General features: G+C 74.2%; 19 protein-coding genes. 11 read left to right on the top strand and 8 right to left on the bottom strand.

Annotation, left to right across the window (positions count from 1 at the left end; translation table 11 throughout):
* Positions 1–36 precede the first annotated feature (36 nt).
* From ACFYOP_RS04900 to ACFYOP_RS04875, 6 genes are all read left to right on the top strand, one after another.
* Positions 37–873: a M55 family metallopeptidase gene (locus ACFYOP_RS04900; RefSeq protein WP_356890441.1), complete on the top strand. Its 837-nt coding sequence runs from the start codon at positions 37–39 to the stop codon at positions 871–873.
* Positions 866–2,212, top strand: a complete 1,347-nt coding sequence (locus tag ACFYOP_RS04895) for a M20/M25/M40 family metallo-hydrolase (protein ID WP_356890443.1) — start codon at positions 866–868, stop codon at positions 2,210–2,212. The genes ACFYOP_RS04900 and ACFYOP_RS04895 overlap by 8 nt, the downstream gene beginning before the upstream one ends.
* An 11-nt stretch (positions 2,213–2,223) precedes the next feature.
* Positions 2,224–4,221, top strand: a complete 1,998-nt coding sequence (locus tag ACFYOP_RS04890) for a prolyl oligopeptidase family serine peptidase (RefSeq protein ID WP_356890445.1) — start codon at positions 2,224–2,226, stop codon at positions 4,219–4,221.
* A 13-nt stretch (positions 4,222–4,234) separates the two neighbouring features.
* The gene (locus tag ACFYOP_RS04885; RefSeq protein ID WP_356890447.1) at positions 4,235–5,164 is read left to right on the top strand and encodes an LD-carboxypeptidase; all 930 of its coding nucleotides are present in this window, start codon (positions 4,235–4,237) and stop codon (positions 5,162–5,164) included.
* A 28-nt stretch (positions 5,165–5,192) separates the two neighbouring features.
* Complete coding sequence (locus tag ACFYOP_RS04880; protein WP_356890449.1) at positions 5,193–5,525, top strand: hypothetical protein; 333 nt, start codon at positions 5,193–5,195, stop codon at positions 5,523–5,525.
* A gap of 119 nt (positions 5,526–5,644) precedes the next feature.
* Positions 5,645–6,217, top strand: coding sequence for a GNAT family protein (locus ACFYOP_RS04875; RefSeq protein ID WP_356890451.1), 573 nt, complete (start codon positions 5,645–5,647; stop codon positions 6,215–6,217).
* A 34-nt stretch (positions 6,218–6,251) separates the two neighbouring features.
* Here the strand turns inward: ACFYOP_RS04875 and ACFYOP_RS04870 are convergent, their stop codons facing one another.
* The 3 genes from ACFYOP_RS04870 to ACFYOP_RS04860 all read right to left on the bottom strand — a co-directional run bounded on the left by ACFYOP_RS04870 (position 6,252) and on the right by ACFYOP_RS04860 (position 9,075).
* Entirely contained in the window at positions 6,252–6,608 is a 357-nt protein-coding gene (locus ACFYOP_RS04870) for a VOC family protein (RefSeq protein WP_356890453.1), read from the bottom strand.
* Between the two features lie 58 nt (positions 6,609–6,666).
* Entirely contained in the window at positions 6,667–7,476 is an 810-nt protein-coding gene (locus tag ACFYOP_RS04865) for a class I SAM-dependent methyltransferase (RefSeq protein WP_356890455.1), read from the bottom strand.
* A 96-nt stretch (positions 7,477–7,572) separates the two neighbouring features.
* Positions 7,573–9,075, bottom strand: coding sequence for a phosphatase PAP2 family protein (locus ACFYOP_RS04860; RefSeq protein WP_356890457.1), 1,503 nt, complete (start codon positions 9,073–9,075; stop codon positions 7,573–7,575).
* A gap of 191 nt (positions 9,076–9,266) precedes the next feature.
* On the opposite strand from ACFYOP_RS04860, the gene ACFYOP_RS04855 reads away from it, so the two are divergent.
* The gene (locus tag ACFYOP_RS04855; protein WP_356890459.1) at positions 9,267–10,484 is read left to right on the top strand and encodes an aminotransferase class I/II-fold pyridoxal phosphate-dependent enzyme; all 1,218 of its coding nucleotides are present in this window, start codon (positions 9,267–9,269) and stop codon (positions 10,482–10,484) included.
* An 80-nt stretch (positions 10,485–10,564) separates the two neighbouring features.
* Positions 10,565–11,608 carry an MBL fold metallo-hydrolase gene (locus tag ACFYOP_RS04850; RefSeq protein WP_356890461.1) on the top strand — a complete coding sequence of 348 codons (1,044 nt, stop codon included), beginning with the start codon at positions 10,565–10,567 and terminating at the stop codon, positions 11,606–11,608.
* Here ACFYOP_RS04850 and ACFYOP_RS04845 read toward each other — a convergent pair.
* Entirely contained in the window at positions 11,588–12,211 is a 624-nt protein-coding gene (locus tag ACFYOP_RS04845; RefSeq protein WP_356891165.1) for a VTT domain-containing protein, read from the bottom strand. The two genes, ACFYOP_RS04850 and ACFYOP_RS04845, sit on opposite strands and share 21 nt — an antisense overlap.
* 38 nt (positions 12,212–12,249) lie before the next feature.
* The gene (locus ACFYOP_RS04840; protein ID WP_356890463.1) at positions 12,250–13,032 is read right to left on the bottom strand and encodes an MBL fold metallo-hydrolase; all 783 of its coding nucleotides are present in this window, start codon (positions 13,030–13,032) and stop codon (positions 12,250–12,252) included.
* Positions 13,033–13,160: 128 nt separating this feature from the next.
* Here ACFYOP_RS04840 and ACFYOP_RS04835 point away from each other — a divergent pair, with 128 nt between their 5' ends.
* From ACFYOP_RS04835 to ACFYOP_RS04825, 3 genes are all read left to right on the top strand, one after another.
* Positions 13,161–15,281 carry a phage holin family protein gene (locus ACFYOP_RS04835; protein ID WP_356890465.1) on the top strand — a complete coding sequence of 707 codons (2,121 nt, stop codon included), beginning with the start codon at positions 13,161–13,163 and terminating at the stop codon, positions 15,279–15,281.
* Between the two features lie 18 nt (positions 15,282–15,299).
* A complete protein-coding gene (locus ACFYOP_RS04830) occupies positions 15,300–16,340 on the top strand; it encodes a zinc-dependent alcohol dehydrogenase family protein (RefSeq protein WP_356890467.1) in 1,041 nt (346 codons plus the stop codon).
* Positions 16,341–16,476: 136 nt separating this feature from the next.
* The gene (locus ACFYOP_RS04825; RefSeq protein ID WP_356890469.1) at positions 16,477–16,899 is read left to right on the top strand and encodes a hypothetical protein; all 423 of its coding nucleotides are present in this window, start codon (positions 16,477–16,479) and stop codon (positions 16,897–16,899) included.
* On the opposite strand, the gene ACFYOP_RS04820 is transcribed toward ACFYOP_RS04825, so the two are convergent.
* The 3 genes from ACFYOP_RS04820 to ACFYOP_RS04810 all read right to left on the bottom strand — a co-directional run bounded on the left by ACFYOP_RS04820 (position 16,889) and on the right by ACFYOP_RS04810 (position 19,766).
* Positions 16,889–17,701, bottom strand: a complete 813-nt coding sequence (locus ACFYOP_RS04820) for a helix-turn-helix transcriptional regulator (protein ID WP_356890471.1) — start codon at positions 17,699–17,701, stop codon at positions 16,889–16,891. The genes ACFYOP_RS04825 and ACFYOP_RS04820 overlap by 11 nt on opposite strands.
* A 34-nt stretch (positions 17,702–17,735) precedes the next feature.
* Positions 17,736–18,155 (bottom strand): SsgA family sporulation/cell division regulator, encoded by a 420-nt coding sequence (locus ACFYOP_RS04815; RefSeq protein WP_356890473.1) that lies wholly within the window; start codon positions 18,153–18,155, stop codon positions 17,736–17,738.
* 552 nt (positions 18,156–18,707) lie between these two features.
* Positions 18,708–19,766 (bottom strand): phosphatidylinositol-specific phospholipase C domain-containing protein, encoded by a 1,059-nt coding sequence (locus ACFYOP_RS04810; protein WP_356890475.1) that lies wholly within the window; start codon positions 19,764–19,766, stop codon positions 18,708–18,710.
* Positions 19,767–19,914 lie beyond the last annotated feature (148 nt).

Raw genomic sequence — 19,914 nt, 5'->3', positions numbered from 1 at the left:
CTTCTGGCAGCGTGGCAGAGGCGGAACGGAGACAGCGTGAAGATCCTCATCAGCGCCGACATGGAAGGCGCCACGGGGGTGACCTGGCCGGCCGACGTCCTGCCCGGCACACCCCAGTGGGAACGCTGCCGGTCCCTGTTCACCTCCGACGTGAACGCGGCCGTCCTCGGCCTCTTCGACGGCGGCGCGGACGCGGTGCTGATCAACGAGGCGCACTGGACCATGCGCAACCTGCTCCTCGAGCAGCTCGACGAGCGCGCCGAGATGCTCACCGGACGCCACAAGTCCCTGTCCATGGTGGAGGGCGTCCAGCACGGCGACGTCGACGGCATCGCCTTCGTCGGCTACCACACCGGCGCCGGCGCCGAAGGCGTCCTCGCCCACACCTACCTCGCCAACTCCATCACCGGCGTCTGGCTGAACGGCGTCCGCGCGAGCGAGGGCCACCTCAACGCCCATGTCGTCGCCGAATACGGCGTCCCCGTCGTCCTCGTCACCGGCGACGACCTGACCTGCGAGGACGCGCTCGGCTACGCGCCCGGAGCGCTCAAGGTCGCCGTCAAGGACCACGTCTCCCGCTACGCCGCCGTCTGCCGCACCCCGGCCCGCACCGCCGCCGACATCCGCGCCGCGGCCAAGGAGGCCGCCGCCCTGGCCGTGCGCCACGAGCCGGTCGCGGGCGGACCGTTCACCGTCGAGGTCGAGTTCGACGCCGAGCACCTCGCGGCCGCGGCGACCGTCGTCCCCGGCGTGGCCAGGGCCCGCGGCGAACGGCGGGTGGTGTACACCAGCGGGACGATGTACGAGGGCATCCGGACTTTCAAGGCGGTCACGACGATCGTCTCGGCCGCAGTGGAGGAGCAGTATGGCTGACGTGAACGACACCCCCATCGACGTCCGCGCCCTCGACGAGGTGGTGACGTTCACTTCCGAACTCATCCGCATCGACACCACCAACCGCGGCGGCGGCGACTGCCGGGAGCGGCCCGCGGCCGAATACGTCGCCGAACGGCTGGTGGGCGCCGGACTCGACCCCGTCCTGCTGGAGCGCGCCCCCGGACGCACCAACGTCGTGGCACGCTACGAGGGCTGGGACCCCGGCGCGGACGCCCTCCTCGTCCACGGACACCTCGACGTCGTCCCCGCCGAGCCCGCCGACTGGACCGTCCACCCCTTCTCCGGCGAGATCCGCGACGGGGTGATCTGGGGCCGCGGCGCGGTCGACATGAAGAACATGGACGCGATGATCCTGTCCGTCGTACGGGCCTGGGCACGGCACGGCGTCCGCCCCCGCCGCGACATCGTCATCGCGTACACCGCCGACGAGGAGGCCAGCGCGGAGGACGGCTCCGCCTACCTGGCCAAGGAACACGCCGGCCTCTTCGAGGGCTGCACCGAGGGGATCAGCGAGTCCGGCGCCTACACCTTCCACGCCGGCCCAGACCTCGCGCTCTACCCCGTCGCCGCCGGGGAGCGCGGCACGGCCTGGATGAAGCTCACCGCCGAGGGCAGAGCCGGACACGGCTCCAAGGTCAACCGGGAGAACGCCGTCACCAGGGTCGCCGCCGCCGTCGCCCGGATCGGCGAGCACCGGTGGCCGGTGCGGCTCACCCCGACCGTCAAGGCGGCGCTCCTCGAACTGGCCGCGCTGCACGGCATCCCGCTGACCGCGGCCGACCTGGAGACCACCGGCTTCGACGTGGACGAGCTGCTGGCCAAGCTCGGTCCTGCCGCCAAACTGGTCGAGGCCACCGTGCGCAACAGCGCCAACCCGACCATCCTCGACGCCGGCTACAAGGTGAACGTCATCCCGGGGAGCGCGAGCGCGCTGGTCGACGGCCGCATCCTGCCGGGCACCGACGCCGAGTTCCACGCCACCATGGACGCGCTGACCGGCCCCGAGGTCTCCTGGGAGTTCGACCACAACGAGATCCCGCTCCAGGCCCCCGTCGACTCCTCGACCTTCGCCAAGATGCGCGCCGCCCTCGAAGCGTTCGATCCCGGCGCCCATGTCGTCCCGTTCTGCATGTCGGGCGGCACCGACGCCAAGCACTTCTCCCGGCTCGGCATCACCGGCTACGGCTTCTCCCCGCTGAAACTGCCCCCGGGCTTCGACTACCAGGCACTCTTCCACGGCGTCGACGAACGCGTCCCCGTGGACGCCCTCCACTTCGGCGTCCGGGTCCTCGACCATTATCTGCAGACGGCGTAGGGGGAACGGACATGGTGCCCACCGGGCCGTACGGAACCTGGCCGTCGCCGATCGACGCGGCGCTCGCCGCCTCGCACGACGGCCGCCCCGAGTATCTCGGCGTCGTCGGCGACGACGTGTGGTGGACCGCGCCGCGGCCCGAAGAGGGCGGCCGGCGCGCCCTGGTGCGCCGCCGCGCCGACGGCACGGAGGAGTCGGTCCTGCCCGCCCCGTGGAACGTGCGCAGCCGGGTCGTCGAGTACGGCGGCCTGCCGTGGGCCGGGACCGCACGGGACGGCGCCGGCGCGCTCGTCGTCTTCGTGCACTTTCCCGACCAGCGGCTGTACGCCTACGAGCCCGACCGGCCGGGCGCCGAGCCACGGCCGCTCACCCCCCTCTCCGCGGTCGGCGGCGGGCTGCGCTGGGCCGACCCGCGGCTGCTGCCGGAGCGCGGCGAAGTCTGGTGCGTCCTCGAGGAGTTCACCGGACCCTCGCCCACCGACGTGCGCCGGGTGATCGCCGCCGTACCGCTCGACGGTTCCGCGGCCGCCGACCGGTCCGCGGTACGCGAACTCACCGACGACCGGCACCGCTTCGTCACCGGGCCGCGCCTGTCGCCGGACGGCCGGCAGGCGGCCTGGCTCGCCTGGGACCATCCGCGGATGCCGTGGGACGGCACGACCGTGATGCTCGGCGAGGTGACGGACGACGGTCCGTTCACCGGCGTGCGGGCCGTGGCCGGCGAGAGCGACGAGTCGGTCGCCCAGGTCGAGTGGGCCGCGGACGGCTCACTGCTGTTCACCGGCGACCACAGCGGCTGGTGGGAGCTTCAGCGCCTCCGCCCCGGCACGACGGAACTCTCCGGCCGGACGGCGCTGTGCCCGGGCCGGAGCGAGGAGTTCGGCGGACCGCTGTGGAAGATCGGCTCCCAGTGGTTCCAGCCGCTGGAGAGCGGACTGATCGCCGTCGTCCACGGCAGGGGCGCCACCGCGCTCGGGATACTGGACCCGGAGACCGGCGAACTCGTCGACGCCGCGGGTCCGTGGAGCGAGTGGGCGCCCACCCTCGCCGTGCACGGGGACCGCGTGTTCGGCGTCGCGGCCAGCCCGCGCAGCGCGTACGAGGTCGTGGAGCTCGACACCCGTACCGGACGCACCCGCGTCGTCGGCAGCCCGCACGACGACCCGGTCGACCCGGCGTACTACCCGGAACCGCAGATCCGCACCTTCACCGGCCCCGACAGCCGCGACATCCACGCCCACATCTACCCGCCGCAGAGCCCCGACCGGGTCGCGCCCGACGACGAACTGCCGCCGTACGTGGTGTGGGCGCACGGCGGCCCGACCGGCCGGGCCGGACTCGTCCTCGACCTGGAGATCGCCTACTTCACCTCGCGCGGCATCGGCGTGGCCGAGGTCAACTACGGCGGCTCCACCGGCTACGGCCGCGCCTACCGCGAACGGCTGCGCGGCCAGTGGGGCGTCGTCGACGTCGAGGACTGCGCCGCCGTCGCCCAGGCCCTCGCCGACGAGGGCACCGCCGACCCGGCACGGCTCGCGATCCGCGGCGGCAGCGCGGGCGGCTGGACCGCCGCCGCCTCCCTCGCCACCACCGACGTGTACGCCTGCGGAACGGTCATCTACCCGATCCTCGACCTGCGTTCCTGGGCCGAGGGCGAGACCCACGACTTCGAGTCGCGGTACCTGGAGTCGCTGGTCGGCCCGCTCGCCGAGGTCCCCGGACGCTACGACGAACGCTCGCCGGCCAACCACGTCGAGCACATCACCGCGCCCTTCCTGCTGCTCCAGGGCCTGGACGACGTCATCTGCCCGCCCGTGCAGTGCGAACGGTTCCTGGAGCAGATGGCGGGCCGCCGGGTCCCGCACGCCTACATCGCCTTCGAGGGCGAGGGCCACGGATTCCGCCGCGCCGACACCCTGGTCCGCGCGCTCGAGGCCGAACTGTCCCTGTACGCCCAGACCTTCCACGTCCAACGTGCCGACGTGCCGCTGCTGGAGCTGAGGAAATAACGGAGTCGACGACATGGCAGTGCTGACCCGACCGCCGCGCCTGCGACCGGGCGACCGGGTCGCCCTCGTCGCGCCCAGCGGCCCCGTGCCCGCCGAACGGCTCGACGCCGGCCTCGACATCCTGCGCGGCTGGGACCTCGACCCCGTCGTCATGCCCCACACCCGTGAGACCCACCCCGCCCTCGGCTATCTCGCGGGCGCGGACGAGGCCCGCGCCCGCGATCTGACCGAGGCCTGGTGCGACCCGTCCGTCTCCGCCGTGATCTGCGCACGCGGCGGCTACGGCGTCCAGCGCATGGCCGACCTCGCCGACTGGACCGCGATGCGCGCGGCCGCCCCGAAGGTCTTCGTCGGCTACAGCGACATCACCGCCCTGCACGAGGCGTTCGCCGTGCGGCTGGGCGTCGCCACCCTGCACGGCCCGATGGCCGGGGCCACGACCTTCCTCAAGGACGCCCGCACCCAGGAGTCGCTGCGGGCCACGCTCTTCGAGCCGGAGTCCGTGCGGATCCTGCACGCCCTGGACGGCGCCCGGACGATGGTCCCCGGCCGCGCCCGCGGCACCACCCTCGGCGGCTGCGTCTCCCTCCTCGCCGCCGACCTGGGCACCCCGCACGCCCGGCCCTCGGCGCGGGGCGGGCTGCTGCTGATCGAGGACGTGGGGGAGGAGGACTACCGCCTGGACCGGATCCTCACCCAGCTCCTGCGGGCCGGGTGGCTCGACGGCGTCACGGGCGTGCTCCTCGGCTCCTGGGCGGAGTGCGGCCCGTACGAGCAGATCCGCGCCGTCCTCACCGACCGCCTCGGCGGGCTCGGTGTCCCGGTCGTCGAGGAGTTCGGCTTCGGCCACGGCCCCACGAACCTGACGGTCCCGCTCGGCATCCCGGCCGTCCTGGACGCGGACGCCCGCACCCTGACCCTGGACCTGCCCGCCCTGAGCTGACGCCGACGGCGCTCGTTACGCTCGCCCCATGACCGACGCCCCGCCCGCAGAGCCGCTCGCCGAACGCCCCACCCTGCTCTGGGGCGTCTTCGCGGGCGCGCTCACCGTCTTCCTGCTGACCTGGGCACTGACCTGGTTCAACGCGTACGGGGTCAACGACGACCTGCCCAACTTCTGCCTGGAGATCCACCGGCAGAGCTTCCCACCGGAAGTGTCGTGCCGGCAGTCCAACGGCACGGCGACGGGCGCGAACGCCGCCTGGGCCGAGGTGCTGTTCTTCGCCTCGTTCGGGGTGGCGGTCCTGGTCGGGTCCCTGGCGCTCGCCGTGACGTTCGCGGCCGGCGGCCGCCGGCCGCGCTGAACCACCGGCCGCGCAGGGCCGCGTATCCCGGACGGACGACGTCGTCGATCAGGCGCTGCCGCGCAGGGCGGTGGTCCGGCGAGTGGCCGGGCGGCGGGCCCGTTCCGTAACCTGACGCGATGTCCGAGACACCATCGGCCGGGGGCCGCTATGTGGCCGCCGGCGCCCGCGTCGGCCTGCGTCCCGTCACCTACGACGACGCCGTCGAGTTCACCGCGTCCGCGCGGCGGAGCACGGCGCACCACCGGCCCTGGCTGTTCCCGCCGCTCACCGAGGACGACTACGCCGCCTACACCCGGCGTCTCCTGGAGGATCCCGCCAAGGAGGGCTATCTGTTCTGCGAGCTGGCCACCGGCAGGATCGCGGGCTTCCTCAACGTCAACAACATCGTCCGGGGCGCGCTCCAGAGCGGTGCGATCGGCTACGGGGCCTTCGAGCACGCGGTGGGCCGCGGGCTGACGGGAGAGGCGCTGCGGCTGCTGCTCGGCCATGCGTTCGCGCGCGGTGGCCTGGGCCTGCACCGTGTCGAGGCGAGCATCCAGCCGCTGAACGCGGCCTCCATCGGCCTCGTCCGCTCGGCCGGCTTCCGGCTGGAGGGCTACTCGCCGGACTTCCTGTTCATCGACGGCGCGTGGCGCGACCACGAGCGCTGGGCCATCACCCGCGAGATGACGGTCCGGCGCCCGCTGTAGACGTTCCGGCAGCAGACGTTCTGCCCGCAGGCGTTCAGGCCGCCGCCGGCTTGCGGTCGACGTACTCGAAGACCGACCCGTCGGGGTGGACCGCGATGAGGTTCCGGCCGACGGGCGTCTCCAGCGGGCCCGCGAGCACCCGCGCGCCGACCTCGTTGAGCGTGGCGTGGGCGTCGTCCACGTCCTTGACGGCGATCGTCGCCGACACCTTCCGCAGGATCTCCAGCTCCGACTCGGGGCCGCTCATCAGCAGGAAGCAGCCGACGGCCGCGACGGAGACCCCGCCGCGTTCGAAGCGGAGCGGCGGGGCGCCGGTGAGGCGTTCGTAGAAGGCCGCGGAGGCTTCCAGATCGTCGACGCAGATGCGGAGTGTGGTTCCGAGGATCTCCATACGGACGAGGGTAGTTGGCGCCCCGGCCGGACGGCACCGGGCGTGTGGACCCCGCCCGTCACACCCGGCAGAGCAGCTCGCCGTGCGGGACCATGAACCAGGCGTCGGGGTGTTCGCCCCACACGCGCCAGCCCTCCGAGATCGCCTCCAGCCGCTCACGGGACGTGTGGCCGCCCTCCACCGCGATCCGCGCGTATCCCGACGCGACGGTGCGGTCCGCCCACAGGCCGCTCCACCACGCCCGGTCGGAGGGTGTGGCGAAGCACCATGCCGCCGCGCCGGGGGTGATGTCGGTGAAGCCGGCGGCGCGCGCCCAGGACAGCAGGCGGCGGCCGGCGTCGGGCTCGCCGCCGTTGGCGCGGGCGACGCGCCGGTACAGCTCCAGCCACTCGTCCAGGACCGGCGGCTCGGGGTACCAGTTGAACGCCGCGTAGTCGCTGTCGCGCACGGCGACGACGCCGCCGGGCCGGCACACCCGCCGCATCTCGCGCAGTGCCTGGACCGGGTCCCCGACGTGCTGGAGCACCTGGTGGGCGTGGACGACGTCGAACGAGTCGTCGGGGAAGTCCAGCCCGTGGACGTCGGCGACCGCGAAGCGGAGGTTGTCCAGGCCGCGCTCCTCCGCGTACGCCCGGGCCCGGTCGAGGACGTCCGCCGCGGCGTCGACCGCCGTGACGTGCCCCGGCGCGACCAGCTCCGCGAGGTCGGCGGTGATGGTGCCCGGACCGCAGCCCACGTCCAGCACGTCGAGACCGGACCGGAGTTCGCCGATCAGATACGCCGCGGAGTTGGCGGCGGTGCGCCAGGAGTGGGAGCGCAGCACGGACTCGTGGTGCCCGTGGGTGTAGACGGCGGTCTCCTGCGGCATGACGTCTCCTTCTGCTGAGGCGAGTACAGCCGTACGCTACGCCTCCGTCCCGTATCGCGAGACCTCCGTCTTGCGATACGGACAATGAGTCGGGCGCTACAGCAGCGCCTGCGGACGGTAGACCGTCAGCGCCTCCCTGATCTTGTCCAGCATCAACTCCCTCGGAGCGTCCGCCACTTCGCCGTCGTAGGCGAGCAGCGTCCCCGGCTCGAGGCCGCCGATCCGCAGCCGGCGCAACTGCTGCGTCGCGTGGACGGGGGAGCGGTTCAGCCGGCCCGCCAGGGCCGCGCCGAGCAGCCGCCAGCCAGGGGCCCGGCCGGCGTGCACCACGCGGACGTCGAGCAGGCCGTCCACCAGGCTCTGCCGGTGGCCCGGTGTGGGGTCGATGCCCCGGTAGACGCCGTTGCCCGCGAACAGCAGCCACAGCGGGCGCCGCCGCCCCTGCACCTCGGCCTCGAGCGGCCGCCGCCCGCGCAGCACCAGCGACGCCGCCAGCACACCGGCGGGCCAGCCGCCGATCCGCGGTGACCAGCGCTCCCTGATGCGCACCAGATCCGGGTACACGCCCAGACTGAAGGTGTTCAGGAAGTGGCCCGGTTCCACGCTGCCGCCCGGACCAGGCGTGAACCGGCCCAGGTCCACCCGGACCGCGTCACCGGCGGCGAGCGCACGGCAGGTGTCGTGGACGGACTCGATACCCAGGTCGTACGCGAAGTGGTTGAGCGTGCCCCCGGGGAAGACGGCCAGCGGTACGCCGTACTCCGCCGCGACCGCCGCGGCCCTGTTGACCGTCCCGTCCCCGCCGGCGATGCCCAGCGCCCGCCCGCGCCCCGCCGCCTTCTCCAGCTCGGCGCGCAGCTCCTCGGGTGCGCACTCCACCACCTCGGCGAGCGGCAGGGCCGTCCGCACCGGCCCGGCCATGTCCGTGGAGCCGGACTCGCGGTTGACGATCACGACCAGGCCCTCGCCGCCGGGCAGCGCCGGGGCGTCGGCGTTCGGGATGCCCGGCGCGGGCAGCTGCGACCTCGTCGGCACCGCGCCCCGCACCGCGAAGGCGGCCCCCACGCCGAGCGCCGCGCCGACGAGCACGTCGCTCGGATAGTGCGCGCCCGTGTAGATCCGCGAGAACGCGACGGACGCCGCCACCGGCGCGACGGCCGCGCCCCACGCCTTCGACTCCAGCGCGACCCCGGTCGCGAACGCCGCCGCCGACGCGGAATGCCCGGACGGGAACGACGTGGTGAACGGCTGCCGCTTCAGCTGCCGTATCACCGGCACCGCGTCCAGCAGCGGCCGTGCCCTGCGCACGGACCGCTTGCCGACGGTGTTGATGACGGCGGAGGCGACCGCGAGCGATGCCACCCCCCGCGCCGCCGCCCGCCGCGAGCGGGTGCCGCGCCCCAGCGCGGCGATGCCGGCGGCGGCGCCGAACCACAGCAGCCCGTGGTTGGCGCTGTGGCTCAGCCTCGGCAGCACCGGCTCCGCGCCCGGCCACTGCCGTGCCGCCACGGCGTGCAGCAGCCGCCGGTCCCAGCCGCCGAGCAGCGCCGCGACCTGTCGGCGCAGTGCCTGTTCTCCCTGTGCGTACGCGTCGGACATGTTCGGCGGATACCCCGAGCCCGCTCCCACCACGCGGGCCGGCCCCGGCAAAACGCCCGCCGCGACGTCCCGGCCGCTCGCGGGGCGGGCGCGGCCGATCCTTCGTATAAAGGGCTCGTGGTCCTCCGTATGGAGGGCCCGCGGACCGGGCAGACGTTCCGGCGTGCGAGGGAACGGCGGAGGTGGGTGCGATGACGGTGACGGACACCGAGGGCCGCGGACCCGTCCGCTACGGGCCGCCCGCCCCCGGCGCGGGACTGCCGGTACTACCCGTGCTGGGCGCCGTGCTCGCGGCGGCCGCCGGGAGGGCCGCGGACGAGCCGCCCGGCGGCGGGCCCACACTGCGTGAGGCGGCCTGCGGCTACTGGTGGCGGCGCGGACTGCGCACCCGTCCGGGCGAGGTGGTCGCGGCGTCCGGCCCGCAGGCCCTGCTCTTCGCGCTGCTCGGCGCCTTCGACAGCGACGTGCTGATGCCCCGCCCGTGCCCCGCCTGGTGGACTCCGCAGGTCAGACTGCTGGGACGGCCCGCCTACCATGTCCCGGTCCCCGCCGAGTGCGGCGGCGTCCCGGACCCCTTCGCCCTGCTGGAGACCGTACGCCGGGTACGGGCCGAGGGCGGCCGGCCCCGGCTGCTCCTGCTGTCCGTCGCCGACGATCCGACCGCCACCGTCGCCCCGCCGGAGACCGTGCGCGAGGCGTGCGAGGCGGCCCTCGGCGAGGGCCTGCACATCGTCAGCGACGAGACCTGGCGCGACACGGTGCACGAGCCGCACGAGACCGTGCTGGTCAGCCCCGCCGAGATGTATCCCGACGACGTGACCGTCATCAGCGACCTCGCGGGCGCGCTCACCCCGTCCGCCTGGCCGGTCGCCGTCGCCCGCTTCCCGCGGGGTGAGCACGGCGCGGCCCGGCGCGCCCGGACCCTGGACATCGTCACCGCGCTCGGGGCCGTGGTGCCCGCGCCGGTGGCGGCGGCAGCGGCGCACGCGCTCGACGAGCCCCCGGAGGTCACCGAACGGGCGACGCGGGCGGCCGCCCTGCACGCGCGCGTCGCGGCGGCGGCCCACCACGTGGTGCAGACCGCCGGCGCGGTCTCCCGGCCCCCGCAGGCGGGCCGCCACCTCTACGCCGACCTGAGCCCGCTGCGCGGGACTCTCGCGGCGCGCGGCGTCAGCGACTCCATGGAGCTCGAGGACCATCTCGGCGACCGCCTCGACATGCCGGTGCCCGGCGGGCACCGGTTCGGCGACGAACTGGGCGCCCTGCACGTACGGCTGGACACGGCACCCTTCATCGGCGCCACCGACGAGGAGCGGCTGGAGTCGCTCGCCTCACCGGACCCGCTGGAACTGCCCCATGTCGCGGCGGCGTTGGCGAGGCTCCGAGCGGCCTTCGAGGAACTGCGGTGAACCGCGCGGCCGCCCGCACGGCGGCGGACGCGCCAGGACGAGAGCTGAAGGACCCGGACCGGCGTTGATCGGAGACCCCGATGGCGAAACAGACGGAGCGACCGGCGGAGCACCCCGCACCGGCAGTGGCACGCCCCCCGCGGCCACGGTCTCGCACCCGCCCCCTGTACGAGCAACGCACCTGGCCCGTGTCGTTCGCCGACCGGCTGACCGCCCCGCTCCCCGGCGTGCGCGCCATGGCCAGGCTCGCCAGGGAGGGCGCTGTGCGCCCCGGACCGGACGGGCTGCTGGACATCCCGGCGCTGCCGTTCGAACCGGGACCGCTGCCCGCGGTGGACGAGCGGACCCTCGCGGTCACCTGGGCCGGGCACGCGAGCTGGATCCTGCGCATCGGCGGGCTCACCGTGCTGACCGATCCCGTCTGGTCGCGCCGCATCTTCGGCACGCCCGTACGGATCACCCCCGTCGGCGTCCGCTGGGAGGACCTGCCGCCCGTCGACGCGGTGGTGATCAGCCACAACCACTTCGACCATCTGGACGCCCCGACCCTGCGGCGCCTGCCCCGCCGGACACCGCTCTTCGTCCCGGCGGGCCTGGGGCGCTGGTTCCGCCGCCGCCGCTTCACGCACGTCACCGAACTCGACTGGTGGGAGGGGGCCGAACTCGGCGGCGTACGGTTCGACTTCGTCCCCGCGCACCACTGGTCGAAGCGCACCCTGCTCGACACCTGCCGCAGCCTGTGGGGCGGCTGGGTGCTCACCGCAACCGGCACGGGCACCGGCGGTCCGTCGGTGTACTTCGCGGGCGACACCGGCTACGGCCACTGGTTCGGCGAGATCGGCCGCCGCCATCCCGGCCTCGACCTCGCGCTGCTCCCCATCGGCGCGTACGCCCCCCGCTGGTGGCTCAGCGACGTCCACACCGATCCGGAGGAGGCCGTGCGCGCCTTCACCGACCTCGGGGCGCGGAACATGGCGCCGATGCACTGGGCGACGTTCGTGCTCTCCGCGGAGCCGGTGATGGAGCCGCTGCGGCGGCTGCTGGCCGCCTGGGAGGGCACCGGCCGGCCGCGCCACGAGCTGTGGGACCTGCCGGTCGGCGGCTCACGCGTGCTGACCGTCTGAGCCGCGCGCCGAGCGGAACCTGCGCCACAGCGCCGGCCCGCCGCTGATGACCACCGTCAGCACCACCGCCGCGACGACGCCCTGCCACGGCTCGGCGAACAGCGCCCCGCCCAGGACGCCGATCAGCCCGTACGTCGCCGCCCACGCCAGGCACGCGGGGACGTCGCCCCGGACGAAGCGGCGCAGCGGCATCCGGGCCAGCAGGCACGCCAGCATGATCGGCACCCGCCCGGCGGGCACCAGCCGGGACAGCACCAGCACCGTCACCCCGTGCTCGTCGAGCCCCCGCCGCGCACGGGCGAGCCGGTCCGGCGCGGCGCGTCCGCGCAGCCCGGCGAGCCAGCGCGAACCCTTCCTGGATCGGATCCCGCGCCGCCCCAGCCAGTAGAGCGTCACATCACCGGCGAACGCGGCCGCGGACGCGACGAGGAAGACGAACAGCAGCGACAGCGGGCTCGTCTGGTGGAGGGCCACCACCGTGGCGGAACTGACCACCGCGCCGGTCGGCACCACCGGCACCAGCGCGCCGAGCGCCACCAGCAGGAACAGGGACGGATAGCCCACGGCCTGCTGGGTGGACTCCGGGGGGAGCCGGCTCACCATCTCGGACAGCCGGCCGAGCGCCTCGGCCCCCGGTGCGCTCACCGGGCGTCCTCCGGCCCGGTCCGCTCGCAGTGCCCGAGCCGGTGCACCGTCACCTTCGGCGCCAGTTGCGCCGCCTTGCGCACGAACTCGTCGCCGGGCGCGTAGAACTCGTGCGGCCTGATCGCGTCCATCCCGATCGGCCAGTACGTGCCGTAGTGCACCGGCACGGCCGCCCGCGGCGAGAGCCGGGCCACCGCCTGCGCCGCGCGGCCCGCGTCCAGATGGCCGTGGCCCAGATACGGTCCCCAGCCGCCGACCGGCAGCAGCGCCATGTCGACGGGGCCGACCTCGTCGGCCATCGACTCGAACAGCCCGGTGTCGCCCGCGAAATACGTGTGCGACTCGCCGCTGACGACGAAGCCGAGGGCGGGGGAGCGGTGCGGTCCGAGTGGCAGCCGCCGCCCGTCGTGCTCCGCCGGCACGGCCCGTACGCGCACGTCGCGCACCCGCACCTCGTCGCCCGGCGCGACCTCGGTGACCAGCAGCCCCGCCGTGCGCACCAGCCGGCCGAGCCCCGGCACCGATCGGGCCGCGCCGCGCGGCACGATCAGCCGGGTGCCGGGCGCGAGACGGGCCAGCGACGCCAGGTGCAGATGGTCCGAGTGCAGATGGGAGACGAGAACGGCGTCGGCGACGGCCGCCTGCCGGGGCGGCAGTTCACCGCGCCGCCGCCGCAGATGGGCCAGGCGCCGCACGAACAGCGGGTCGGTCAGCACCCGCACCCCGGCGTCCTCGATCGTGCAGGTGGCATGACCCCACCAGGTGACCTCCACCGGCACGCGACGCCTCCTCGCTGTGGATCTCAACTGTGCGTACGAGCGTAACGGGACCGCCGTCCGGGCCGGGGCCGGACGGCTGCGGCGCTGTGCCACGCTGGAGACCGGCTCAGAGACGAGGTGAACGAGGCGTGGTCGAAAGGCGATGGCGCCGGGCCGGCAGCGCGCTGGTGCGCGTGGCCGTCGTGTGGGGGGTCTCCACGCTGACGATGCTCGCGCTGGCCGGGCTGCTGCCGGACTTCCGGCTCCAGTCGGGGGACGGCGACAGCATCACCCGGACCGGGATCACCGCGGCCTGGGGCGCCGGGGCGTTCGGTCTGCTCACCGGGCTGGTCTGGCCCGTGGTCGTACGGGCCCTGCTGCTCGTGCCCGCCCTGGTGCTCGGCCTGCTGGTGTTCTTCCTCAACGGGTCGCTGCTGCTGATCGCGCTGTGGCTCATCCCCGACGGCCGCGGCACGGCGGACGCCCAGACCGCGGTGGTGGTCGCCGCCGTGATGTCGGCGGTCGCCTCCGCCACCTCCACCGCGCTCGCCGTCCGCGACGACAACGCCTACCGCAGAAGACTCTCCCGGCTCGCCCACCGCCGCGGCCGCCGGCAGGCCGCCCACGACCGTTCCGGCTCGCCCGGCACGGTCTTCCTGCAGCTCGACGGCGTCGGCTACGAGGTGCTGCGCGCCGCCGCGGACAGCGGGCTGATGCCGACCGTCGCGAGCTGGACGGGAGCCACGCACCGGCTCACCCCCTGGCGCACCGACTGGTCCAGCCAGACCGGTGCGAGCCAGCTGGGCATCCTGCACGGCTCCAACCACGACGTGCCCGCCTTCCGCTGGTACGAGAAGGACACCCGCAGGATCGTGGTCAGCAACCGCCCGGCGAGCGCCGCGGAACTGCAGCGGCGGGCCGTCGCGCGCACCGGCGACCGCGGTCTGCTGGCGGTGGACGGCGCGAGCCGGGGCAACCTCTTCAGCGGCGGCGCCGGCCAGCTCGCCCTGGTGCTGTCGATGGCGGCGAGACGCGGCCGGGGCAACCGCTCCCGGGCGGGCTACTTCGCGTACTTCTCCGACCCGGCCAACGCCGTCCGTACCGCGCTGTCGTTCGTCGCCGAGGTGGGCAGGGAGATCGGGCAGTCGGCCCGCGCCAGGCTCCGCGGGGACACGCCACGGGTCGGCCGCGGTGGTCTCTACCCCTTCATCCGGGCGTTCGCGACGGTCGTCGAGCGCGATGTGGTGGTCGCCGCGGTGATGGGGGACATGCTCGCCGGACGCCGGGCCGTCTACGCCGACCTGGTCGCCTACGACGAGGTGGCGCACCACTCCGGGCCGCACAGCGCGGACGCGCAGGCCGTGCTGGAGCGACTGGACCGCTCGATCGCGCTGATCGCCAAGGTCGCCGACCACGCGCCGCGCCCCTACCGGATCGTGCTCCTCTCCGACCACGGCCAGAGCCCGGGGGAGACCTTCGAGGCCGCGTACGGGCTGACCCTGAAGGACCTGGTGCGCGCCGGGTGCGGGCTGCCGGTGCCGCGGCGGGCGGAGCACTCCAAGAGCGGCGCGGAGGCCAGGGACGCGGCCCGCGACGCCCTGCTGACGGCGCTGCACCGGCAGCCGGCCGGCGACGGCGAGGAGGAACGGCCGGCGTCGGGCTCGGACCCGATCGTGCTGGCCTCGGGGAATCTGGCGCTGATCTCGTTTCCCGACGTGCCGTACCGGATGAGCTGCGAGGAGATCCGGCGCCGCCACCCGGCGCTGCTCGGCACGCTGGCCAACCATCCCGGCGTCGGCTTCCTGCTGGTGCGCAGCGAGGAGCACGGCTCGGTGGTGCTGGGCGCCGACGGCGCCGAAGTGCCCGTCGACGCGCTGAAGGACGACGACGGGCCGCTCGCCGGCTTCGGTCCGGGCGCGGCCGACGCGGTGCGGCGCACCGACTCGTTCCCGCACGTCGCCGACATCATGGTCAACTCGATGCACGACCCGGGGACCGGTGTGGTGCACGCCTTCGAGGAGCAGATCGGCTCGCACGGCGGACTCGGCGGGGAGCAGTCCCAGGCGTTCCTGCTGTCGCCCCTGGAGCTCTCGCCGCCCACGGGTCCCGACGACGAGCTGATCGGGGCGGAACAGGTGCACCGGGTGCTGCGGCGCTGGCTGCGGGAGAGCGCGGGGCCGCCGGCGCCGATCGGGCCGGCGGAGGCTTCCCGGCCGGACGGCGGAGCAGAGGGAATTCCGGTCGACGACGGCGTCGCCCCGGAGAAATAGGGACATGGGAGAGTGCACGTGCGCGCGGTGGTGTTCGACGACTTCGGGAAGCGGCCGGAGATACGTGAGGTTCCCGATCCGGGTCCGGCGCGCGACGGCGTCGTCGTGAAGGTCGAGGCGACCGGGCTGTGCCGCAGCGACTGGCACGGCTGGGCCGGACACGACGCCGGTATCGCCCTGCCGCACGTACCCGGCCACGAACTCGCGGGAACCGTCCACTCCGTGGGCGCCGACGTGACCCGGTGGAAGGCCGGCGACCGGGTCACCGTGCCGTTCATCTGCGCCTGCGGCCGGTGCGCCGCCTGTGTGCGCGGCGCCCAGCAGGTGTGCGAACGCCAGGAGCAGCCGGGCTTCACCCACTGGGGCTCGTTCGCCGAGTACGTCTCGCTGCGCCACGCCGACACCAACCTGGTCGCGCTGCCGGACGCCATGCCGTTCACCACTGCCGCCGGTCTCGGCTGCCGTTTCGCCACCGCCTTCCGCGCGGTGGTCGGCCAGGGACGGGTGCGGGCCGGGGAACGGGTCGCGGTGCACGGCTGCGGCGGGGTGGGTCTCTCCGCCGTGATGATCGCCGCCGCGTGCGGGGCCCGGGTCGTCGCCGTGGACGTCTCGCCGGCCGCGCTGGAACTGGCCCGGGCCTGCGGCGCCGAGGTCTGCGTGGACGCCTCGGCACTGGACGCCGAGGAGGTCGCGGCGGCCGTGCGCGACGCGGCCGGCGGCGGCGCCCAGCTGTCGCTGGACGCCCTGGGCTCGCCGGTGACCTGCGCGAACTCGGTGCGGAGCCTGCGCCGCCAGGGCCGTCATGTGCAGGTCGGCCTGCTTCCGGCGGGCGCCCACCTGCCGATGGACCGGGTCGTGGCCCTCGAGCTGGAGATCCTGGGCAGCCACGGCATGGCCGCCCACGCCTACCCGGAGATGATGGCCATGGTCGCCTCCGGGGCGCTGCGGCCCGATCTGCTGGTGACGAAGGAGATCGGCCTGGACGACGTGCCCGAGGCGCTGACGGCGCTCGGCACCGCCTCCGGCAACGGGGTCACCGTGATCACCCCGGGCCGCTGAGCGGCATTACCTCCGGCGTAATCGACCGCCCAGGGGGCGCGCGGCAGTCTGGGGTGCACCGGGTCCCGGGCGGCGCACTCCGCCCGGGTTCCGGCCCCACGACCGGCCCGTACACCTCGACGGAGGCTGATCCGCCATGTCCACGACCCTGCTCACCGGCATCTCCCGCACCACCGAGCCGCGGACCATGCTGCGCCGGTTCCTGGCCGCCGACGCCGTCGTCACCGGCGCCAACGGCGTCGCGTACGCGGCGGCTTCGGGGCCGCTCGGGCGGCTGCTCGGCGTCGACGGCACGCTCCTGACCGGCCTCGGCGTCTTCCTCGTCGCCTACGGCCTGGGCGTCGGCCTGCTCGCCGCCCGTCCCCGGCCACCGCGGGCCGGCGTCACGCTCGTCGTCGACGCCAACATCCTGTGGTCCCTCCTCAGCGTCGCCGCACTCGCGCTGTGGCTCGACCCCACCGCCGTGGGCGAGGTCTGGACCGTGCTGCAGGCGCTGGTCGTCGCGGGCTTCGCCGTCCTGCAGTGGTCGGCGCTGCGCGCCGCCGCCGCTACGGAGTGAGTGACCGCAGGTACTTCGCCGTCGCCGGGTCGGCCGGGAGCAGCGTCTCGATGGCCAGCTCGGCGACGGTCACGTCCAGCGGCGTGTTGAAGGTCGAGATCGACGACACGAAGGACAGCGTCCGCCCCGCCTGCTCGATCCGCAGCGGCAGCGCGAAGTACGGGTACGCCGCCTCGCCCGGCGCGACACTCCGCTCGTCACCGGTCCCCTCGGGCAGCGGATACGCGGCGACCTCGTCGTACAGCCTGCGCAGTGCGCCGGACCGGGCCAGGGCGAGCTCCCGCCGCATCTGCTCCAGCAGATGGCCGCGCCACTCGGGCAGGTTGCGGATTCTGGGCGCGAGGCCCTCGGGGTGCAGGGTGATCCGCATGGCGTTCAGCGGCGCGGTGAGCAGATGCTCCGGCAGGCCGTCGAGCAGCATGGCGATGCCCCGGTTGGCGGCGAGCACGTTGTACGCGCCGTCGACCACCAGCGCCGGGTACGGCTCGTAGCCCTGCAGCAGCCGCTCCATGCCCTCGCGCAGCGCCTCCATCGACGGGTCGTCCAGCGGCGTCTCGGCGTATCGGGGGGCGTAACCGGCCGCCAGCAGCAAGGAGTTGCGCTCCCGTACGGGCACGTCGAGATGCTCGGCCAGACGCAGGACCATCTCCTCGCTGGGGCGCGAACGGCCCGTCTCCACGAAGCTGATGTGGCGGGCCGAGGAATCGGCGCGCAGGGCCAGTTCGAGCTGGCTGATCCGGCGCTCCTGGCGCCAGCGGCGCAGCAGCGGCCCGACCCCGGTACCGGACACGGCAGTTGTCATGACCGGACGGTATTACGACACGGCCGTCCGCGCCTCAGCCGCGCGCGTTGCCCAGCAGTGCGGCGAGCGCCCGGTCGAGGTCCTGGGCGGCCGCCTCGTTGCCCGCCGGCACGGTGGCGTAGCTGCGGACCAGGAACCGGCGCAGGCTCGCCGTGTCCAGCTGGAGCAGCGCGACGCCCTCCGGCGAGCGCAGCTCGATCATGGTCTGCACCCGCCCGCAGGGCCAGATGTGCACGTCGCCGTCCCCGGCCGGGGCGCGCAGCCCCGCGTCGAGCAGGCTGCGGGCGAAGGCCCAGGTCACGCCGGTCTCGTTCAGGCAGGCCTCGGGCGGGAAGGCCATTCGGACGGCGAACGGGTCGGTGTCGCTGTAGCGGAGGACCACCGGGACGGCCATGGAGTGGGGCGCGTCGCTGATGAGGCGGACCCGGACGGATTGCTCGATGGTCGATGACATCGCTCGCTCCTCTGCTGCTGTGCGGTGCCGCTCTCGTGCCCGTACGCCGGCACGGTCGGACTCAACCTGTGCAGCGACGCCAGTGGCGCGTGTGACCTGCATCACCAAGACTGAAACGATTGCGCCAGGATGGCTAGGCTTTTGCGCCAACGCGTATCCCCGTAAACGGGACACCTGGCTGGTTACGCGCGGGTACCCCGCAGCGGCGGGCGGTTCGCGTCGCATCGCCGACCGCCGCCGCCCGGAAGGGGCGGCGGCGGAGGCGGGAAATGAGGGTGCCCCGGCCGGACGGGGGTTTCCGGCCGGGGCGGTCACAGGGCGTGGGCGCGAACGGCGGTCGCCTCTCGGCGGAACGCTCCGCGGGGCTTCAGTCGGACGATCTTCCCCGCGGGCAAAAGGTGAGGCCCGGGGACACTGTCCCGTCCACACCCACGTGTAGATGAACGATAAACCACCCAGTAGCATTCCGGGAACTCCGGGGCCCGGCTGTGACGAGCGTTACCCCCAGTTACCGACTGCGCGATGACTTCCGGACACGGCTCGCACGGCCGGTCACGCACCGCCCCTGGCGACCACCGAGCCCAGCACCGACGGCAGCGGATACCAGTCGGCGGACACCACGCTCGCGTGCCGCCCCGCCAGCAGCGACAGGCGGTCACGGGCCTGCTGCTCGGTCGGGTTCGTGCCGTCGATCGCCGGGGCGACGTTGTGCGCGTCGGTCATCACCACGAGGTAGTGGTTCCGGGCGTACCAGGCGGTGTCGATCGAGCCGCCCGCGTACGCCGCCGCGTCCCCGTCGAAGACGACGAACCAGGGGCGGATCGAGGCGTCCGCGTACCGGCCGCGCGGGTCGCCCGCCGCGGCGTGGTGCACCGCCGGGAACGCGCCCGCCTCGCCGAGGCGGCCCGCCGCGGCGAGGCCGCGCAGATGCGTCGCGTACTCGCGGTCGGTCCACAGGGAGTCGAACGGATTGTCCTCCTCCAGCGTGCCCGGGATCAGCTCGACCAGGAACTTCCCCGCCAGCGCCGAACGCGCCGGCCAGCCGTCCGCCCGCACCGCCGTGTCGAGGTCCCGGTGCCCGCGGACCAGATCCGCCGGCCGGTACAGGGCATCACCGAGGCGCGCGGTCAGCAGCGCGTCCAGCGCCGCCGGCCCGCGGCCCTGCCGGCCCTGGAAGCCGTCCTTGAGCTCCAGCTTGATCAGGATCGGCCGGTGCCCGGGGTTCGCGTCGTGCCAGGCCCGCATGTCGGCCAGACAGCCCCCGAGGTCCTGGTTCCTCGTCCCGGCGCGCAGCTCGGCGGCCGTCGGCGCGTTCACGCAGTTGTTGTCGTTCCCCGTCGGATTGCTGTGCGAGACCCGCCACGACCGTCCGAAGGCGTTCGTCCACACGTCGATCTCGAGCATGCCCGCGCCGGAGTCCAGCGCGTCCGCGAAATAGGGGTACTTCGACTTCTCGTAGGCGTTGTGCACGCCGACCCCGGTGGTGGCGGAGTACGGGAGCCGCCCCGTGTCCGCCTGGCCGGTGGTGGTCGCCTGTGCGGGGGCGAGCGCGAGGGAGAGCAGTCCGGCCGCGACGGTCGTCGTCACAGCGGCGCGCGAGAACGTGCCCATGGGGGGTCCCTGCCTTTGCGTCGGATGGTGGCCCTGCCCGGCGGTCACTGCCGGACTGGGTCAAGTCGACGGAAGGCTAGGGGAGTTGAGTGAACCGTGGGGAGACTGTACCCGGCCACTGCGGGGCCCGGAACCGCCGCGGCGCCCG

Origin of the sequence: Streptomyces sp. NPDC006294, from assembly GCF_042870895.1 — a bacterium.
In the GTDB taxonomy this organism is placed as follows: Bacteria; Actinomycetota; Actinomycetes; order Streptomycetales; family Streptomycetaceae; genus Streptomyces.
Note: the sequence above shows the minus strand (reverse complement) of the source record. Positions and strands in the feature narration are given on the sequence as shown.